Genomic DNA, 16,393 nt, shown 5'->3' on the forward strand with positions numbered 1-16,393 from the left:
ATAGTTAAAATTAAAGGTGTGTTGCAAATTAATTTCTCCAACAGTAGTAACTAACTTTAAAGAGAAGGATGGATGCAATGTTCATTCAGCAAATATGACTGTAAACTATTTTCCTTCTTCCTTAGGAGGATGATTCCTTAGAAAATAGGCCTGGACTTCTTCTTTAGCCTCCTGCGGATAAACGAGACAATTAATAATAGCAATGGTATGATTATCTGCATTGGGAAATGATAATAATATCCCATATTCTTCCCTTCCTTTATATGCTCTGGGAAATTAGCAGTGGTAGTAATCGATAAGTAAATAACAATCATCCCAATGGGGAAAACAATGCGATGATGGCTTTTTAGTTTAAATAGGTCTGCAATTCCTAATAATAAAGCATAAATATAGATAGATGCCTTAAAGAAAACCGTAATCAGCAAAGTAAACACGATAATGGCATCAAGTCTTTGGATAAAATCCAGCAAATTGATTTTCCCAACCGTTGCCAAAGTCGGAAAGGTAGCCCGTTGTGTCACTTTCATTCCAAGAACAGCAATATTTAAGCTGACAGTCCAGCTTAAAATAATCCCACTGAAGATTAAGGCAGAAAGCCATACTTTTTTCACGTATTTAGCTTGATTCAAAAAAGGGAGAAGCATCGTAAAGACAATCAACTCACCGAAAGGAAATGCGATAATATGTGGAAAAGCAGTTTTAACTATGGGCTTCCAGCCATTTTCAATCATTGGAAGCAAATTTGAAAATTCCACATTGCCAGAAACTAAAACAAAAAAATTTCCAGCAATTCCAAACAAGCACAAAATCACAATAAATATTTCTGAAGTTCTAGCCAACACTTCTACTCCCAAATAAAGCACGTAACAGATAACAAGAACCAACGGGATAATGATGGATAACAACGGTGTGTCCCTTAAGGTGGAGGAGACAAGCAAATCGCCAAGCTCGCGAATGTTTCTTGTGGCAATATGCAAAAAGTATAAGACATATAAAAAACCAATGATCCACCCTAAATATTTGCCGAAAATGATTCTAGTATAGCTCGTAAGAGGAAGATTAGGATAAAAGTTGAATAATAAGTAATACATAAAAAATAAGCAAATACCTGCTCCCATGGATATAAGAATGGCGATCCAAGCATCTTTTCCAGCAGATATTCCATAACTAATTACCAAAGCAGTTCCCATATCAAACATAATCATCATTGAAAACAACTGAATGCCACTTATTTTAGCTTTTTCCACATTGATAGAATCTCCATTCGCTTCATTTATTTACTAGAAGGGTTCGTAAGCATGCCAGTTCGACGTATAAACGCATTTACTTTTATGTTTACTTTTGTTTCAGGAAAAACTTCTGCATCCCAATTTTTTTTGATTTTTTTCCATGCTTTTTTGTCCTTCAGGTTGATATGTTCCCCAAAGCCTAAAAAGTCACTTTTATTCTTTTTTGCGATATTAACCGTTTTTTCTATTTCTTTCTTGATTTTTTTCTCCAGCTCTTTTTGCAGCTTTATAATTTCTTTTGGTTTGGAAAGGTCCACGGAACAAAGTGTTTCGGAAATTGTTCCCTCTGCATCAACATGAATATTAATTACTGGTTGATGGTTCATCATGTTCACTCTGATTTTCGTTTTCGAACGGTCTACTTCCACTGCCACGGCTTCTTTTGTTTTCTTGCAATCGATGTTAATTACCGTTTTTTTTATTTCATTCATTATCCAGGTAAAGCCTCTTGTTGTTTCTCCATCCATCCAATCGACAAGTTTTCCATTAGTAAAAAGAGCGAGACCGCCTATTTCTATTTTTGCACCTGGAGAAATCTGCAGCATATTTTCCGTTGTATTTCCTGTTTTTTTATCACCAGTTACTTTTATCCCTGAAATGACTAGACTTCCATCTTTTAGTCCTTCTATCACTTGATCCGCCTGTGTACTGATAAATTCTCCCCATTCATTTTCAGAAGTTTGTAAATTTTTCACGATTTCATCAGAAGGAATAGGATATAGCTGGGTGGTTACTTGAAGTACATCACTCGCCGCACTATTTCTTGCAACTAAGACGGGGAAAAGGACGCGAAATTGAGAATCCCGTTCAATCACATCAAATAAATGCTGAATGCCTTCTTTTGCCACATCTTCACTAATCACCATCACTTGAATATGAGGGAAAAACAGCTGACCTGGAACCATTGGTGAAATCTTTCTCAGTGCTTCGGATAAAGTGCTGCCTGTATTGCTGAATGTTTTTACTGGAGACGCCTGCACCTTTCCACCTTGCTGACCGCCAGCAACTTGGGATGGATTGATAATTTGAACGGTTGTACGAAATCGATTATGATCCTCGTCATCTTTGTCAATGGCGATGCCCGATATAATGCTAAGTTTCGGCAGTTCGGTGCTATCCCAGCATCCAGACAAAAGAACTGTACATATACACAGTGCAAACATAGAAACCCGCTTATGTTTCATCTGCATCACTCTTTTTTCCGTTAGTATCTGTACTCTTTTCCTTAGGGGGGCCAAGATTTTGAGCATCCCCAGATCTTTGTATATTTTTTTGACTAATTAAACGTGGGCGTTTGGACATAAATGGAAATGGAACCCGGATAAGTGCATCTTTTTGATCTGCCAAAATCATAGGAGAAAAGGGGGCCAAATACGGAATGCCAAAAGACCGCAAGCTGCAAGTATGTGCAACTAGTATAATGACACCAAGGCCAATGCCAAAAAGTCCATAAGTAGCAGCCAAAAGCATTAACCCGAAACGCAGCAGCCGTATGGCATCAGTCATTGGATAGTGCGGGATGGTGAAGCTCGCAATTGCTGTTGCAGCCACCACAATAACCATAGCACTTGAGACAATTCCGGCAGAAACTGCTGCATCTCCTAATACAAGGGCACCAACAATGGAAACAGCTTGGCCAACTGGTCTAGGCATCCTTACCCCTGCCTCTCGCAATACCTCAAAAGTAAATTCCATCAACAAAGCTTCTATAATAATAGGAAATGGAACATTCTGCCTTTGTGAGGCAAGATTAATCAAAAGAGGAGTAGGAATTAACTCTTGGTGAAACGATAAAAAAGCAATAAATAAAGATGGACCAAGCAGTGTAATCAAAAAGGAAAGAATTCGGATCATTCTTAAAAAGCCTACAAATGACCAGCGTAAATAATAATCCTCCGCTGTTTGGAAAAATTGAATCCATGTTGCTGGCAAAATTAAAGGATTCGGTGTTCCATTGACAAAAATAACTACACGGCCCTCCAAAAGGTTTCCGGCTACAACATCTGGTCTTTCGGTTACAAACATGGTAGGCCAAGGGGTAGCCATTTTATCACTTATCCATTCTTCAATCGTACTCGTACCAAACACTTCATCTACTTCTATTTTATCCAGCCGTTCTCTGACCTCTTTAAGAAGCTTATTATTGACAATTCCATTGATGTACATAATTCCAACTTCCGTTTGTGTAATATTGCCCATTACTCTTGTCTCTAGCCATAAATCAGGTGTTTTAATTCTATTGCGAATCAAAGCGGTATTGGTTATTAACGACTCTGTAAAACTGTCTCTTGGTCCTCTAACAGATGCTTCTGCTAGCGGCTCTGAAATAGCTCTTAATTCTCCCCCTTGAGCGGCGCAGCCCAGTGCTTGATTCCAGCCGTCTATAAGAACAATCGTTTGACCAGACAAAAGGAATTGGAAAAGCTTTTTCCAATCTTTTGCTTCCTCTACATGTGTGACGGCAATAACATGATCTTTGATGAAGTTGCCTATTTGAGATGAGACAGATTGGTCTGCATGCTCAGCTATGTTTATATTATTCATTAGTTTATCAATAATAAAATTGCCCATCAGTTGTTTATCCGTTAATCCGTTAATATAAATAGTGGCAATTTTCTTTTCATAGGGTTTCCCCATTTTAAATTCGCGAATAGTTACATCACTGCTGTTCCCTAATGCCTGCTTAATGTTTTTAATATTGATATTGATATCTACATTAAGATCTTCTGCAATAGATTTTATTTCTGTCTCTACATAGTGAACTGATTGTTTTTCTTTTTTCTTTTTTTTGGTTAGTCGACTCCATGCGCTGTTCATATGTTTATACACTCCATGTTTAATAATGTATCATTACTAAAATTTCCTATAATGTCTATTTTCATACACTTTTTTAGCTGTCCTAAAAATTTAAGTAAAATAGAGGGAATTACAATAAATAGAAACAACAGGAATATGCTGGGAGGGTTGCTGATTGTCATTGGATATTGGATGGGAAGTGATCTTCTATCGACTAACAATAAAATGAGAGAAGGATAGAGAAAATGGCATGGAGGGGGATTTTCTAAATACAAAAATAGATAGAAAGTACTAGGTTAAGAAAAGCGCAAGCACTTTGCTCATTGCCGTACGAACTGGCCGATTAAGTAAGCAACGTCCTGTTGCAACATCGGCACTAGTACATCCTGTAAGTCGGAGCTAGACAGCTATCTGACTTCAGAAAACTTATACTTTCTTATCGTGTAAAAAAAGATCCAAGGCATTCAGTGAGTGAGTGTTGGAATGCCTTGGATTTGGAAATTCCATCCGATTTTATTGTACCTCTTTCCCTATAAAAATGCTTAATTTTTACCGATTTATTATGCTTTTTTAGGGAAAATAAATCTAAATACCCATGGAAAATAGATCTTTTTTACCGGTGATTATATCCGCATTCTTGTTATTAATGGTTTTTACATTTTGTTTACGTCGATTTTACAAAAAAAACAAAGTTGTTTAACTACCATTTGGTATTATGAAATAAGCTAGTTTAACCAACAGGAAAAGGAGATATTTTATCATGCATATTACAGTTGCAGGAACCGGATATGTAGGTTTAGTAACAGGGGTTTGTTTAGCAGAAGTTGGTCATATCGTTACGTGCGTCGATCCTATTCAAGAAAAAATAGAACTTTTACATAAAAATATTTCTCCTATTTATGAGCCAAGGCTTGATGGATTAATAAGAAAAAATGCTGAAGCAAAGAAGCTTTTTTTTACATGCGATTATAAAAAAGCGTACGCAAATGCAGATATTATTATAATTGGAGTAGGTACACCGGAAAATGAAGATGGTTCTGCCAATTTGACCTTTCTTTATACGGTAGCTCGGGAAATTGCCCAATCCGTTGAAAAAGATTGTCTTGTGGTAATAAAATCAACGGTTCCCATCGGTACAAATGATAAAATGGAAGCATTTATGCAAAAAAATGTGGTGAATGATGTGAAAATCGAAGTTGCTTCTAATCCGGAATTTCTTTCTCAAGGAACGGCTGTTCACGATACGATGCATGCTTCACGGATTGTAATAGGGATTGAAAGTGATCGGGCAAAGCAGACGTTAATGGAAATGTACGAGCCATTTCAACAGCCGATAATTTCCATGAATCGCCGCAGTGCAGAAATGGTGAAATATGCATCGAATGATTTTTTAGCATTAAAAATTTCATTTGTAAATGATATCGCTAATTTATGTGAAGTGGTAGGAGCTAATATTGATGATGTCACGAATGGAATGAGCTATGACAGCCGCATCGGCAATAAATTTCTGCAGGCGGGCATTGGCTATGGCGGTTCCTGTTTTCCAAAAGATACAAAAGCACTGCACTGGCTGTCCGAAGAGGAAGGCTATGTGCTGCGCACAGTAAAAGCAGCTATAGAGGTAAATGAAAAACAAAAGTTTAAGTTAATGAAAAAGGCACGGAAAGAATTCGCTTCTTTTGCAGGATTAAAAGTAGCGGTATTGGGCGTCACTTTTAAAGCAGGTACTGATGATCTGCGCGAAGCACCCTCTATCCCGAATGTACGGCTGTTATTAAATGAAGGAGCAAATGTTCATCTATACGATCCTATTGGCGCAGCAAATTTCAAGAAAATTTTTCCGACTCAAGTGACATACGAATCAACGATTGAGGAAGCAATAGAAAATGCAGATATTTGTTTTATCTTTACCGAATGGAAGAAGATTAAGGATTTTCCTCTTTCGCTTTTTAGAGAAAAGATGGCTTCACCTTATATATATGATGGAAGAAATTGCTACAGTTTAGCCGAAGCCCAAAAAGCAGACATTTTCTATCGGTCGATTGGAAGACCCGCTGTTAATCATGTATCGGAAAAAGAAACGGTGGAAATATAATCTCTGTTAATATGGATTAATGAAAAGGTATGATCGGAAATGTCTGATCATGCTTTTTCTTTCAAGTATAAGAAAACGCTTTCTTTATTTTGTTTTTGCAGTTGACTTAAAAAAAATCGAATGTTATATTAACAAAGTAAACGTTTACTTAAAAGGATTGAGAAAATGAATGTAACGATAAAAGATATTGCACGAATAGCAAATGTTTCAACAGCAACCGTTTCAAGAGTTCTTAATGGAGCTGGGGGATATAATGAAGAAACAAAAAACAAAATAATGGATGTAGTAAACAAATTAGGATATAGAAGAAATGAGATGGCTAGAAGTCTTGTGAAAAACTCCAGCAATTTAATAGGAGTTATCATGCCAAATGTTGCAACTATATTCTATGGAGAAATTGTAAATGGTATAGAGAGTGTAGCACATACGAATGGGTATAGTGTTATCATTTCCCATTCCGGTATTAACGGTGACAGATTTAATGATTGTGTCAATGTAATGGCAGAAAGAAAGGTAGATGGATTAGTAATTGTGACAGTGGAATTAAACAAAGCACAGGTAGAGTTAGTAAATTCCCTTCAAATTCCCTATATTTTGCTTTCGACGGATACGCCATGTAAGGATGCACCCTATATTAAGGTGAATGATTTTGATGCTGCATATGCTGCAACACGGTTCCTTATTGAAAATGGGCACACAAAAATTGGGATAGCTGGTGTAAATCCTGATGACAGAGTAGCTGGAATTCCTAGAATTGAAGGGTACAAAAAAGCGTTGGAAGACAATGAGATAGCGTTTAATAGAAAACTAGTGAAGTATGGGGATTTTAGTTTTTATTCCGGTAAAGAAGCAATGAAATCCTATCTAGAAGAAAAAGTGGAGTTATCTGCTGTTTTTGGTGTAAGTGATGACGTTGCATTAGGGATCATTTCAGAAGCGAACGATCATGGCTTGAAAGTGCCAGAAAAATTATCTGTTATCGGATATGATAATACGAGAGTGGCAGAAATGTCCATCCCGCCATTAACTTCTATTGGGCAGCCGTTCTTTGAAATGGGAGAAGAAGGATGTGAACGAGTTATAGAATCTATTCAAAGCAAGAAAACAATTCCTTCTAAAATAATTCCTTTTCAATTAGTGGTAAGAAAGTCAGTGAAAAATAATCGTCTACTTTAGATTATTTTTTTTAAACCGAACGTAAACGTTTACGTAAAACGTTTTAAAAGCTTTAATAAAGATAAAATAATGAAGGAGAAAAAGCATGAAAAACTTTAAATCCAAACGGAAATTATCTCTTTTGAGTTTAGTAGCTTTGAACTTGACTATATCGCCCGTCCCCCTTTTGTCATCAACATCAAAAGCTCAAGCAGCTAGTCAACAAATATCTAGTAACGATGAAAAAGAAATATATAAGACCACTCCAGCTCAACCAATTCAAGCATTTTTAGTAGACAAAGCAAGATACAATCCAGGTGAAAAAGTAAACATGTCTTTATTATTTGATTCCACCGTAAACTGGAAGGGAAAACTTCATATTGAAGTCTATCATTTAAATGAAAAAGTAGCTGAAGGTAAGAAGAATATTCGAGTTAATACGAAGTTAAAGGGTGTAGAAATAAGCTGGACTCCTCCAGCTAATGATTTCCGCGGCTATTCTGTAAAAGCATATATGGAAGGTTCAGATCAGGTTTTAACTGCAGCTATTGATGTTTCGAGTGATTGGACACGGTTTCCCCGCTATGGGTACACAACAGAATTTCCTACAGAATCAGCTGCAGACAGTGATAAGAAATTGAAACAGCTCACACAAGAATATTATTTGAACAGCTTTCAATTTTATGATTGGATGTGGCGTCATGATGTATCTGTTTATTCAAAAACAGACAGCAAGGGAAAGCCTATTTTAGATAAAAAGGGAAACTTTATTTCAGAAAAAATAACGACTGCTGCATCTTATCATGATTTGTTAGGAAGAAAGCTGTACCCGCAGACAATCAAACAACAAATAGAAGCTGCTCAAAAATACAATGCTGCTGCCATGGCTTATCAAATGAATTATGCAGCCAGAGAAAACTATAAAGCATTCGGTGTGAAAAAAGAATGGGGATTATTTAAAAAGAATACGATTTTTCCTAATATCGATATAAATCGTGACCAGGAAGGCTTCCTTTTTGATTGGGTAAATCCTCCAACAGCACTTTATCTTCAAGACCCGGGCAATCCAGAATGGCAAAAATATATTACGAAAGAATTTAATCGAAGTGTCAATGAATTTGGCTTTGACGGCATGCATCTTGATCAATGGGGTTGGTCGGATAATGATTATTTGTATGATTACAACGGACAAAAACGCTTTTTTTCTAAAGACTACGATTCTCTTATTAATGCAGTAAAAGAATCACTTGTAAAAAATAATAAAAAGAAAGATTTTGTTACTTTTAATATGGTTGGAGGCAATGAAGGCTATCAGGATGTTCCTTCTCCCTCTACTAAAACAGACTTTGATTATAGTGAAATATGGCAAGATAAAGATAATTACACTGATTTATTAAAAGTTGTGGAAGAGACACGACAAAAAAATGGAGGAAAAGCAGTAGTCATTGCTGGATATATGAACTATAAACAAGCAACTGGAGACCATTACGAAGCTGCAGATTTGAAAAACATACCTAAACTTACCCAGCTTGCATCCACTCTTCAAAAAATTAATGGATGGGTTGGAGATTTCGGGAAGCAGGATGAAGATCAAATCATATGGACAGTCGAAGCACCAGAGGATGGGACGTATAATGTTTCCCTTATGTATGGACATGATAATGAAAGCAGTCCAATCGGAAAATTATCAGTCAATAATCAACTTGTAGAGAACAGTATTGAATTTAATAAGAAAACTGGATGGGGAAATCCAGTTGCAAGCAAAGATTTAACATTGGATTTAAAGAAGGGAACGAATGCAATAAAGCTTCAATTAAACAGCAATAACTTGTGGTTAAATGTAAACAGCTTAATAATAAAAAAAGATGCTTTTGAAAAAATCTATGAAGCAGAAGATGCTGAATTAATCAGCTGCAAGGTAGATAAGTATGGAGTGGTATACAACTTTAATACAGATGGAGACTACATTGAGTTTACGGTGAAGGCAGAGAAAACTGGCTCTCATCCGGTTGCGTTCAATTATGGGGTGGCAAAAACTGCAGTGATTCGTTCTTTATATGTCAATAATGAACTTGTTGCCGACTCGCTTAAAATGGAGCCAACAGGAGGTCTGGAAACCTTTCAAAATACTTCGGAACTAGCAGTCCCTTTAAATGAAGGAGAGAACAAAATTGTTTTAAAAGTGGAAAAAACAAGTGATGACGGAGCAAATATTAATTATATGAAAGTTGGCGAAGCAAGATATGAAGCAGAAAAAGCAAAAATTGGCTGGCAGCCGACCAAACAGCCAATGATCGAAAAAATACCTAATCAGGCGATTAACTTTAAACAACAAGGAGATTTCATCGCCTTTAATATGAATGCAGAAGAGTCAAAGCAAGTACCTATCTCTATCATTTATAAGAATTCTGGTCAAGAAACAAAGAGAAGCTTGCTGGTAAATGGAAAAAAGGCAGCAGTGGCAACGCTCCCTCCTACAGACGGGAATAACTGGGGAGAAGTGAAGACTGTCATCTACCTTTATGAAGGAGCAAATGATTTTCAATTTAAAATGGAAGACGAGACAGAGGGCACTGGAATAGAAGTGGATAAGTTTATACTTAATAATTATGTAAAAGAAGCAGAACAGGCAGAGATAGGATGGAATCCTGTTTCGCCAAAAACAGGTGAGGTTACAGTGGTGCCAGGTTTTACAAATAATTTTGGGAAAGCTGGCCAACGTGTCGTTTTCACTGTGAAAAATCAAACAGAGACAACTACACTCCGATTCAAGTATAGAACTGGCAACAATCCAAAAGTGAATATTTATGTAGACGGAAAAATTGTTTCCCAAAACAACGAGTATGTGGATGGAAAAACTGTTTCAGAAAATATATTTTCGAGTACACCAGGAGGCTGGGACGGTGCAATGGTGGAAAAATCAGTAAAAGCCACTATACCTGCTGGCACTCATGAAATTGAATTGGAACTTGCTTCTGATGGGGAATATATGAATCTGGATAGTTTGCTTGTTGGTGATGAAGAATACCAGGTGGAAGAAGCGGCTTTTGCCCCAGCAAACCATGGGATTACAACGACCACAGGTTATGTATCTGATTTCCAACAGGAAAACGACTTCTTAAATTTTGAAATGAATGCTCCAAAAGCAGGAAATTATGATTTGATTTGGAGATATAATAACGATGCACAATCAAAACGCGATGCTACACGAGCTGTATATGTAAATGACAAGAAAGTTGAAAGCGTTAACTTTGTCTATAGAAACGAATGGAAAGATCTGATTATGAAGGACATTCCATTAAAAGAAGGGAAAAACAAGGTAACCATTAAAGTAGAAAACTTAGACGATGATGGTGTAAAGCTTGATTACTTGCAAATGGGAAGCAAAAAGTATCATGCTGAATCAGCAGACGCCCTGGCACCAATGCACCTATTTAAAGATACACTGAAAAATTTTGGCCACGCAGGAGATGAAGTAACCTTTGATGTTCAATTAGCAGAAAAAGGAGAAACGAGTTTTATTTTTACTTATTCCAATGCGGGAGCAGAGACGGATCGTACTATTTACATCGATGGAAAGCCGATTTTAGATGAGCAAGGAAGTCCGTCTACCATAGCATTCAAAAGCACAGGAAATATAGAATCCTATAGTGAAGATGGCTATATTGTATTGCCAGATTTAGCAGCTGGAAAACATAAAGTAACCTTAAAGCAAGAATCCGATCAAAAAGGAACAATTCAATTGAAGAGAATGACCATTGGATTTTTCGATGAACCTTCCGTTCGTCTGATGGATGCAGGATTAGCAGCAATGGGCGCTACGCATATTGAGCTTGGTACTGCTGAAAAACTGGAAGAAGGACCTAATATGCTGGCACATGAATATTATCCAAATCGCAGTAAAAAAATGACCAATTCATTAAAAGAGTCGATGAAGGACTATTATAAATTCTTTACTGCCTACGAAAATCTTCTGTTTGACAGTAAAAAAACAGAAAAAGAAGTAAAAATAGAGAATAATGGGCAGCCGGTAAAGATAAGCAAGACAGGAGAAAATAATACCATCTGGTCGATTGTAAGGAATAATAAAAAGAATAAAGGATTTGAAGATTACGAGATTATTCATCTTGTCAATTTGCTTAATAATGATAAAAATTGGCGAAATGCAGCGTCAGAACCAAAAAAATACGATCATTTAACAGTAAGGTATCCAATCGGGAAAACAGTAAAAGAACTGCCTCATTTAAAGGTTTATGCGGCAAGTCCAGATCGGAATGAGGGACAATTAAATGAACTTTCCTATAAATGGGAAAATGCAGAATTAGTTATCACGCTTCCTAGTCTCGAATATTGGGAAATGATTGTTATCGACTGTGATGGTCCTCAAAACAAAAAAACTTTAAAAATAAATGAATAAACGCAGCGCAGAAAATTCATTAGGAATAATGATGAAAAGAAATGAAATTTTACTTGTTCTTGAAGGAGTAAAAAGGCGAATGTTTGCGTTCTAATGAATCTTATTAAAGGAAAGGAAGTGCTGAAATGATAGAAAAACAAATAATTGTTTTTCTTGAACATGGAATTCAATCCCGCAATGCTACAGAATTTGTGCAAAAAGCTTCAGTTTTTAGCAGTGAAATAGGCATTATGAAAAATGGAAGAAGGGTAGCTGCCAAAAGTATTATGGGAGTGATGTCGCTGGCCATTAGACAAAAAGAAGAAATCATGCTTCTTGCAGATGGAATGGATGAAGTGGAGGCTATTGCGACTTTGGAAAAATTCCTTTCCAGCAAGGGCTGATAAAGTGAACCTTCCATCAGTGGGGGGTTCTTCATCCCCACACTGATGGAAAGCTTGAGGTCCACAGGATGTGGATCACACAAACGAAGACATAAGGAAGTGGCGACATTAGTTTGTGTACCACCCTCGGACCTTTACAGGCAGTTATCCCCCACCTAGCTTCCTCGATTTCTCGGCATCCTCGAGGTGTTGGTCTTACTGCTCGTTAAGTGTGGGGTAAATTCCTTCTGGTTAGTTTAATAGTGATTTTAAGATTAAAATAATAGTTTCATTTTTATAGACATGAATTTTCTGTTTTACAGGGAATGAAAAGAAAATGTAAACGTTTGCCAAAAGATATTGACTGATAGTGAATCACATGATATATTCATTACGTAAACGTTTACTTTAATGTAGAATTGAATAAGTAAACGTTTATGTTTTTGGATAAAACGTAAACGTTTACCGAAGCGGCAAGTACATAAAATCAAGGAGTGTGATCAGTGAAATTAAACTGGTGATCAATAAAATAGATGTAACGATATAATGGCATTGTTTTTTAGACTAAGACATCTGTTGGCTTTCATCCACTTAATTAATAACTGTAAGGGCATTTTCTGTGAAGCGATGTTTTGATGAATTAAATAGAACTAGTACAAAATGAATACACAGGGGGAAACATTCATGAAGAAAATTTTCTCGATTGCTGCTGCATCACTGATGTCATTTAGTGTTTTGGCAGGATGTTCCATGCTCTCCAACTCTTCAGAAGATACAAAAACGAAAACGATTGCAACGAAAGAAGAATTAACACCTTTCGGCAAATATAAAGAAACCGTTACTTATACCGTCGGAAAAGCAACACCAGGTATTGCAAAATTACCTAAGGGGCAAACATACGAAGACGATGCTTATACACGGTATTTAAAGGAAACGCTTAATATCCAAAGTGAAAATAAGTTTGAAGCACAAGACGGGGATGCTTATAATCAAAAAGTTTCGATGGCAGTAGCCTCCGGTGATTTACCAGACATTATGTCGGTTGATGCAACAACATTACGGCAATTAGTCGACAATGATATGATTGCTGATTTATCAGATGTTTATAAATCCAGTGCTTCCGATTATATAAAAGATATGTACAATTCCTATGACGGACGTGCATTGGATGCAGCGACATTTGACGGTAAATTAATGGCGCTTCCATCAACTGCTAATGCCAATATTCCTACCATGCTTTGGCTGCGAAAAGATTGGATGGATAAGCTTGGTTTAGATGCGCCTAAGACGGTTGAGGATATGGAAAAAGTCTTAGAAGCATTTGTCCAAAAAGATCCGGGCGGCAATGGAAAAGGCAATACGGTTGGGCTGGCTCTTTCTCCTAGTATTGGTGGTCTGTATGGATCATTGTTCGTAGCGGATAATATCCTTTCCACTTATAATTCTTTCCCACGCCAGTGGATTGAACAAGATGGCAAGGTTGTTTATGGATCTATTACAGAGGAAACAAAACAAGGATTAGGCAAATTAGCAGAATGGTATAAAGATGGTTTAATAGATCCGCAGTTTGCTGTAAGAAAAAGTATTGAAGATTTGATTATAGGCGGTCAAACTGGTGCGTACTTTGGTCCATGGTGGACACCTGACTATCCATTAAATTCTGCAAAACAGAAAAATGCAAAAGCTGATTGGGAACCATACATTATCTCTAAAGATGGCAGTGGTACTATTACTGCTTATACACAAAATCCTGCTTCTGAATTTTACGTTGTGAAAAAAGGCTTTCAGCATCCAGAAGTACTACCTAAAGTCTTAAGCGCATTAGATGATAAACTACGCCGCGAAGATCGTAATTACCAGCCAGTTGTTGACTTTATAAAAGAAGGCGGCGATCGCGGGGCACCTATAAATATTATGGTTAACTTTAATGATGCAACCGCGCAAATGTATCAAAATATTAATTCTGCTGTTGAGGGGAAAAAAGATCCTGCTACATTATCACTTGATGACCAATCATCTTATGAAAAAATTACAGGTTATTTAAAAGATCCAGCAAAAGCAGATGCTAACCAATGGAGTGCATATAAGTCTAGAATGGTAGCTGGTAAATTAATGGCTGAGACAAAAATTAATGAAGTAAATCCTGTTTTCTTTGGACAAACAAAAAGTATGAAGTTGAAATGGGCGAATTTAACAAAACTGGAAGATGAAGCCTTCTTGAAAATTGTGACAGGTGAAAAAGACTTGAATTATTTCAATAAGTTTGTTGATACATGGAAGAAAACAGGTGGCAGCGATATCACCAAAGAAGTAACTGAAACGATTAAAGAAAAATAAAACCACAGATGGGTACAAATGAATATTTGTACCCATTTAATAAAAAAAGAGAAAGAGGGTAGCTTGTGAAATGGAAATAGAGAAAAAACATGTAGAGCAGTTGGAGTATCCTCTGAAGATGAAATCAAAAATGAAAAAAAAGAAAAAACGCGGTGGCCAGCTGGAGTATCATCTAATGATGGCGCCGGGCATTATTTTTTTGATTATTTTCAGTTTTATCCCGATGTTTGGGATTATCATGGCATTTCAAGACTATATACCTGCTAAAGGTATTTTAGGGTCCGAATGGGTCGGGCTGGAAAACTTTAAATATATGCTGCAAATCCCGGATAGTATGAAAATATTAAGGAATACAGTCGTAATTGCTGTTGGCAAGATTATCTTTGGTACGTTGGTGCCGATTATCTTTGCTTTATTGTTAAACGAAATTAGATTGAAATGGGCTAAAAAATCGATTCAGACGATTGTATATTTGCCTAACTTCTTATCTTGGGCAGTTTTAGCAGCAGTATTTATTAATATATTTGACTACCATGGACCAGTAAATAATTTTTTACAAGGACTTGGGATGGATCCAATTTTGTTCCTAGGGAGTAATGAGTGGTTTAGAAGTATTATTATATCAACAGACGTATGGAAAGGCTTCGGGTATGGCGCGATTGTATATTTAGCAGCCTTAACAGGGATTGATCCAGGTCTTTATGAAGCATCTTCCATAGACGGTGCTAATCGCTTTAAACAATTGCTGCACGTCACATTGCCTGGGATTTTACCAACTATTATGCTGATTTCAGCACTTAATTTAGGAAACATTTTGAATGCTGGCTTTGACCAAATCTTTGCTTTATATAATCCTATTGTGTATGAAACAGGGGATGTTATTGATACTTATGTTTATCGAGTAGGTCTGTTGGGACAACAGTATAGTTTTGCAACGGCAATTGGCTTATTGAAATCAGTGGTAAGCTGTATATTAATATTATCAGCAAATCAATTATCTAAAAAACTTGCAAACATGCGTATTTTTTAAAAGGAGCGAAATAATCAATGAGATCAAAAACGTTTGGAAGTCGGTTTTCAGATGTATGTATCTGGGCTGTAATCTTACTGATGACGGCCTTATGTGTGCTGCCGCTGCTTAATATGGTGTCTATCTCTTTTAGTGACAGAGTTGCGGCTCAAGCAAATGAGGTCGGATTGCTGCCCGTTAATTTTAATATAGGTGCTTATCAGGTGTTGCTAAGTGATGCACAGTTTTGGCGTTCCTTTATGATTTCGGTGGAAAGAGTAGTTTTAGGGACAGCTTTAAATATGATATTAACCATTCTGATGGCTTATCCATTGTCTAAAAATAAGCGGCAATTCGGTGCACGCAATATCTATATGAATCTTTTGATATTTGCAATGCTCTTTTCTGGTGGAATGATTCCCATGTTTTTAGTAGTAAAGAGTTTAGGGTTGATTGATACCATTTGGTCCCTTGTTTTACCAGGAGCAGTGCCAATTTTTAATGTTATTTTATTAATGAACTTTTTTAAAAGTATTCCAGATTCATTGGAAGAAGCCGCTATCATGGATGGTGCGTCAAAGTTAAAAGTTTTGTTTAAAGTTTATTTGCCGATTTCTTTGCCTGCATTGGCAACCATTTCCCTTTTTGCTATTGTAGGACATTGGAATGATTATTTCAGTGGTTTGCTTTATATAAACAAAGCGGCAAATTACCCGCTGCAAACGTATATTCAACAATTAAACATTGACGTGACTAAGATTACGGATGTGTCACAATTAAAGGCTGTCGCTTCGATATCCAATCAAACATTGAATGCAGCTAAGATTGTGGTTTCTACTATTCCTGTATTGATCATTTATCCATTTTTGCAAAAGTATTTTACGAGCGGATTAGTCATCGGGTCTGTTAAAGAATAGAGAAGAAGTTCAATGT

At 36.6% G+C, this 16,393-nt stretch carries 10 protein-coding genes; 7 read left to right on the forward strand and 3 right to left on the reverse strand.

Annotation, left to right across the window (positions count from 1 at the left end; genetic code table 11):
• Window positions 1–137: 137 nt before the first annotated feature.
• From ACTYBU_RS05365 to ACTYBU_RS05375, 3 genes are read right to left on the reverse strand one after another with little or no spacing between them, the layout of a single operon-like run.
• Window positions 138–1,247 carry a GerAB/ArcD/ProY family transporter gene (locus tag ACTYBU_RS05365; RefSeq protein ID WP_445487769.1) on the reverse strand — a complete coding sequence of 370 codons (1,110 nt, stop codon included), beginning with the start codon at window positions 1,245–1,247 and terminating at the stop codon, window positions 138–140.
• 26 nt (window positions 1,248–1,273) lie between these two features.
• Window positions 1,274–2,473 (reverse strand): Ger(x)C family spore germination protein, encoded by a 1,200-nt coding sequence (locus ACTYBU_RS05370; RefSeq protein ID WP_445487771.1) that lies wholly within the window; start codon window positions 2,471–2,473, stop codon window positions 1,274–1,276.
• Window positions 2,463–4,106: a spore germination protein gene (locus ACTYBU_RS05375; RefSeq protein WP_445487773.1), complete on the reverse strand. Its 1,644-nt coding sequence runs from the start codon at window positions 4,104–4,106 to the stop codon at window positions 2,463–2,465. Before ACTYBU_RS05375 ends, ACTYBU_RS05370 begins: the two co-directional genes overlap by 11 nt.
• A 736-nt stretch (window positions 4,107–4,842) precedes the next feature.
• On the opposite strand from ACTYBU_RS05375, the gene ACTYBU_RS05380 reads away from it, so the two are divergent.
• The 7 genes from ACTYBU_RS05380 to ACTYBU_RS05410 all read left to right on the forward strand — a co-directional run bounded on the left by ACTYBU_RS05380 (window position 4,843) and on the right by ACTYBU_RS05410 (window position 16,377).
• Entirely contained in the window at window positions 4,843–6,180 is a 1,338-nt protein-coding gene (locus ACTYBU_RS05380) for a UDP-glucose dehydrogenase family protein (protein ID WP_445488137.1), read from the forward strand.
• 165 nt (window positions 6,181–6,345) lie between these two features.
• Window positions 6,346–7,356, forward strand: coding sequence for a LacI family DNA-binding transcriptional regulator (locus ACTYBU_RS05385; RefSeq protein ID WP_445487775.1), 1,011 nt, complete (start codon window positions 6,346–6,348; stop codon window positions 7,354–7,356).
• A gap of 85 nt (window positions 7,357–7,441) precedes the next feature.
• Window positions 7,442–11,752 carry a glycoside hydrolase family 66 protein gene (locus ACTYBU_RS05390; RefSeq protein ID WP_445487777.1) on the forward strand — a complete coding sequence of 1,437 codons (4,311 nt, stop codon included), beginning with the start codon at window positions 7,442–7,444 and terminating at the stop codon, window positions 11,750–11,752.
• Window positions 11,753–11,877: 125 nt separating this feature from the next.
• Window positions 11,878–12,135, forward strand: coding sequence for an HPr family phosphocarrier protein (locus ACTYBU_RS05395; protein ID WP_445487779.1), 258 nt, complete (start codon window positions 11,878–11,880; stop codon window positions 12,133–12,135).
• A 663-nt stretch (window positions 12,136–12,798) separates the two neighbouring features.
• Window positions 12,799–14,451 (forward strand): ABC transporter substrate-binding protein, encoded by a 1,653-nt coding sequence (locus tag ACTYBU_RS05400; protein WP_445487780.1) that lies wholly within the window; start codon window positions 12,799–12,801, stop codon window positions 14,449–14,451.
• A 130-nt stretch (window positions 14,452–14,581) separates the two neighbouring features.
• Window positions 14,582–15,481: an ABC transporter permease gene (locus ACTYBU_RS05405; RefSeq protein WP_445487782.1), complete on the forward strand. Its 900-nt coding sequence runs from the start codon at window positions 14,582–14,584 to the stop codon at window positions 15,479–15,481.
• A gap of 17 nt (window positions 15,482–15,498) precedes the next feature.
• Window positions 15,499–16,377, forward strand: coding sequence for a carbohydrate ABC transporter permease (locus ACTYBU_RS05410; RefSeq protein ID WP_445487783.1), 879 nt, complete (start codon window positions 15,499–15,501; stop codon window positions 16,375–16,377).
• Window positions 16,378–16,393 lie beyond the last annotated feature (16 nt).

It is taken from the genome of Niallia sp. 03133, from assembly GCF_052663225.1.

What these genes read in the sequence shown, in the direction of transcription:
- ACTYBU_RS05370 (WP_445487771.1), bottom strand. Translation starts at nt 2,473, where the DNA reads ATGAAACATAAGCGGGTTTCTATGTTTGCACTGTGTATATGTACAGTT.
- ACTYBU_RS05375 (WP_445487773.1), bottom strand. Translation starts at nt 4,106, where the DNA reads ATGAACAGCGCATGGAGTCGACTAACCAAAAAAAAGAAAAAAGAAAAA.
- ACTYBU_RS05385 (WP_445487775.1), top strand. Translation starts at nt 6,346, where the DNA reads ATGAATGTAACGATAAAAGATATTGCACGAATAGCAAATGTTTCAACA.
- ACTYBU_RS05390 (WP_445487777.1), top strand. Translation starts at nt 7,442, where the DNA reads ATGAAAAACTTTAAATCCAAACGGAAATTATCTCTTTTGAGTTTAGTA.
- ACTYBU_RS05395 (WP_445487779.1), top strand. Translation starts at nt 11,878, where the DNA reads ATGATAGAAAAACAAATAATTGTTTTTCTTGAACATGGAATTCAATCC.
- ACTYBU_RS05400 (WP_445487780.1), top strand. Translation starts at nt 12,799, where the DNA reads ATGAAGAAAATTTTCTCGATTGCTGCTGCATCACTGATGTCATTTAGT.
- ACTYBU_RS05405 (WP_445487782.1), top strand. Translation starts at nt 14,582, where the DNA reads ATGAAAAAAAAGAAAAAACGCGGTGGCCAGCTGGAGTATCATCTAATG.
- ACTYBU_RS05410 (WP_445487783.1), top strand. Translation starts at nt 15,499, where the DNA reads ATGAGATCAAAAACGTTTGGAAGTCGGTTTTCAGATGTATGTATCTGG.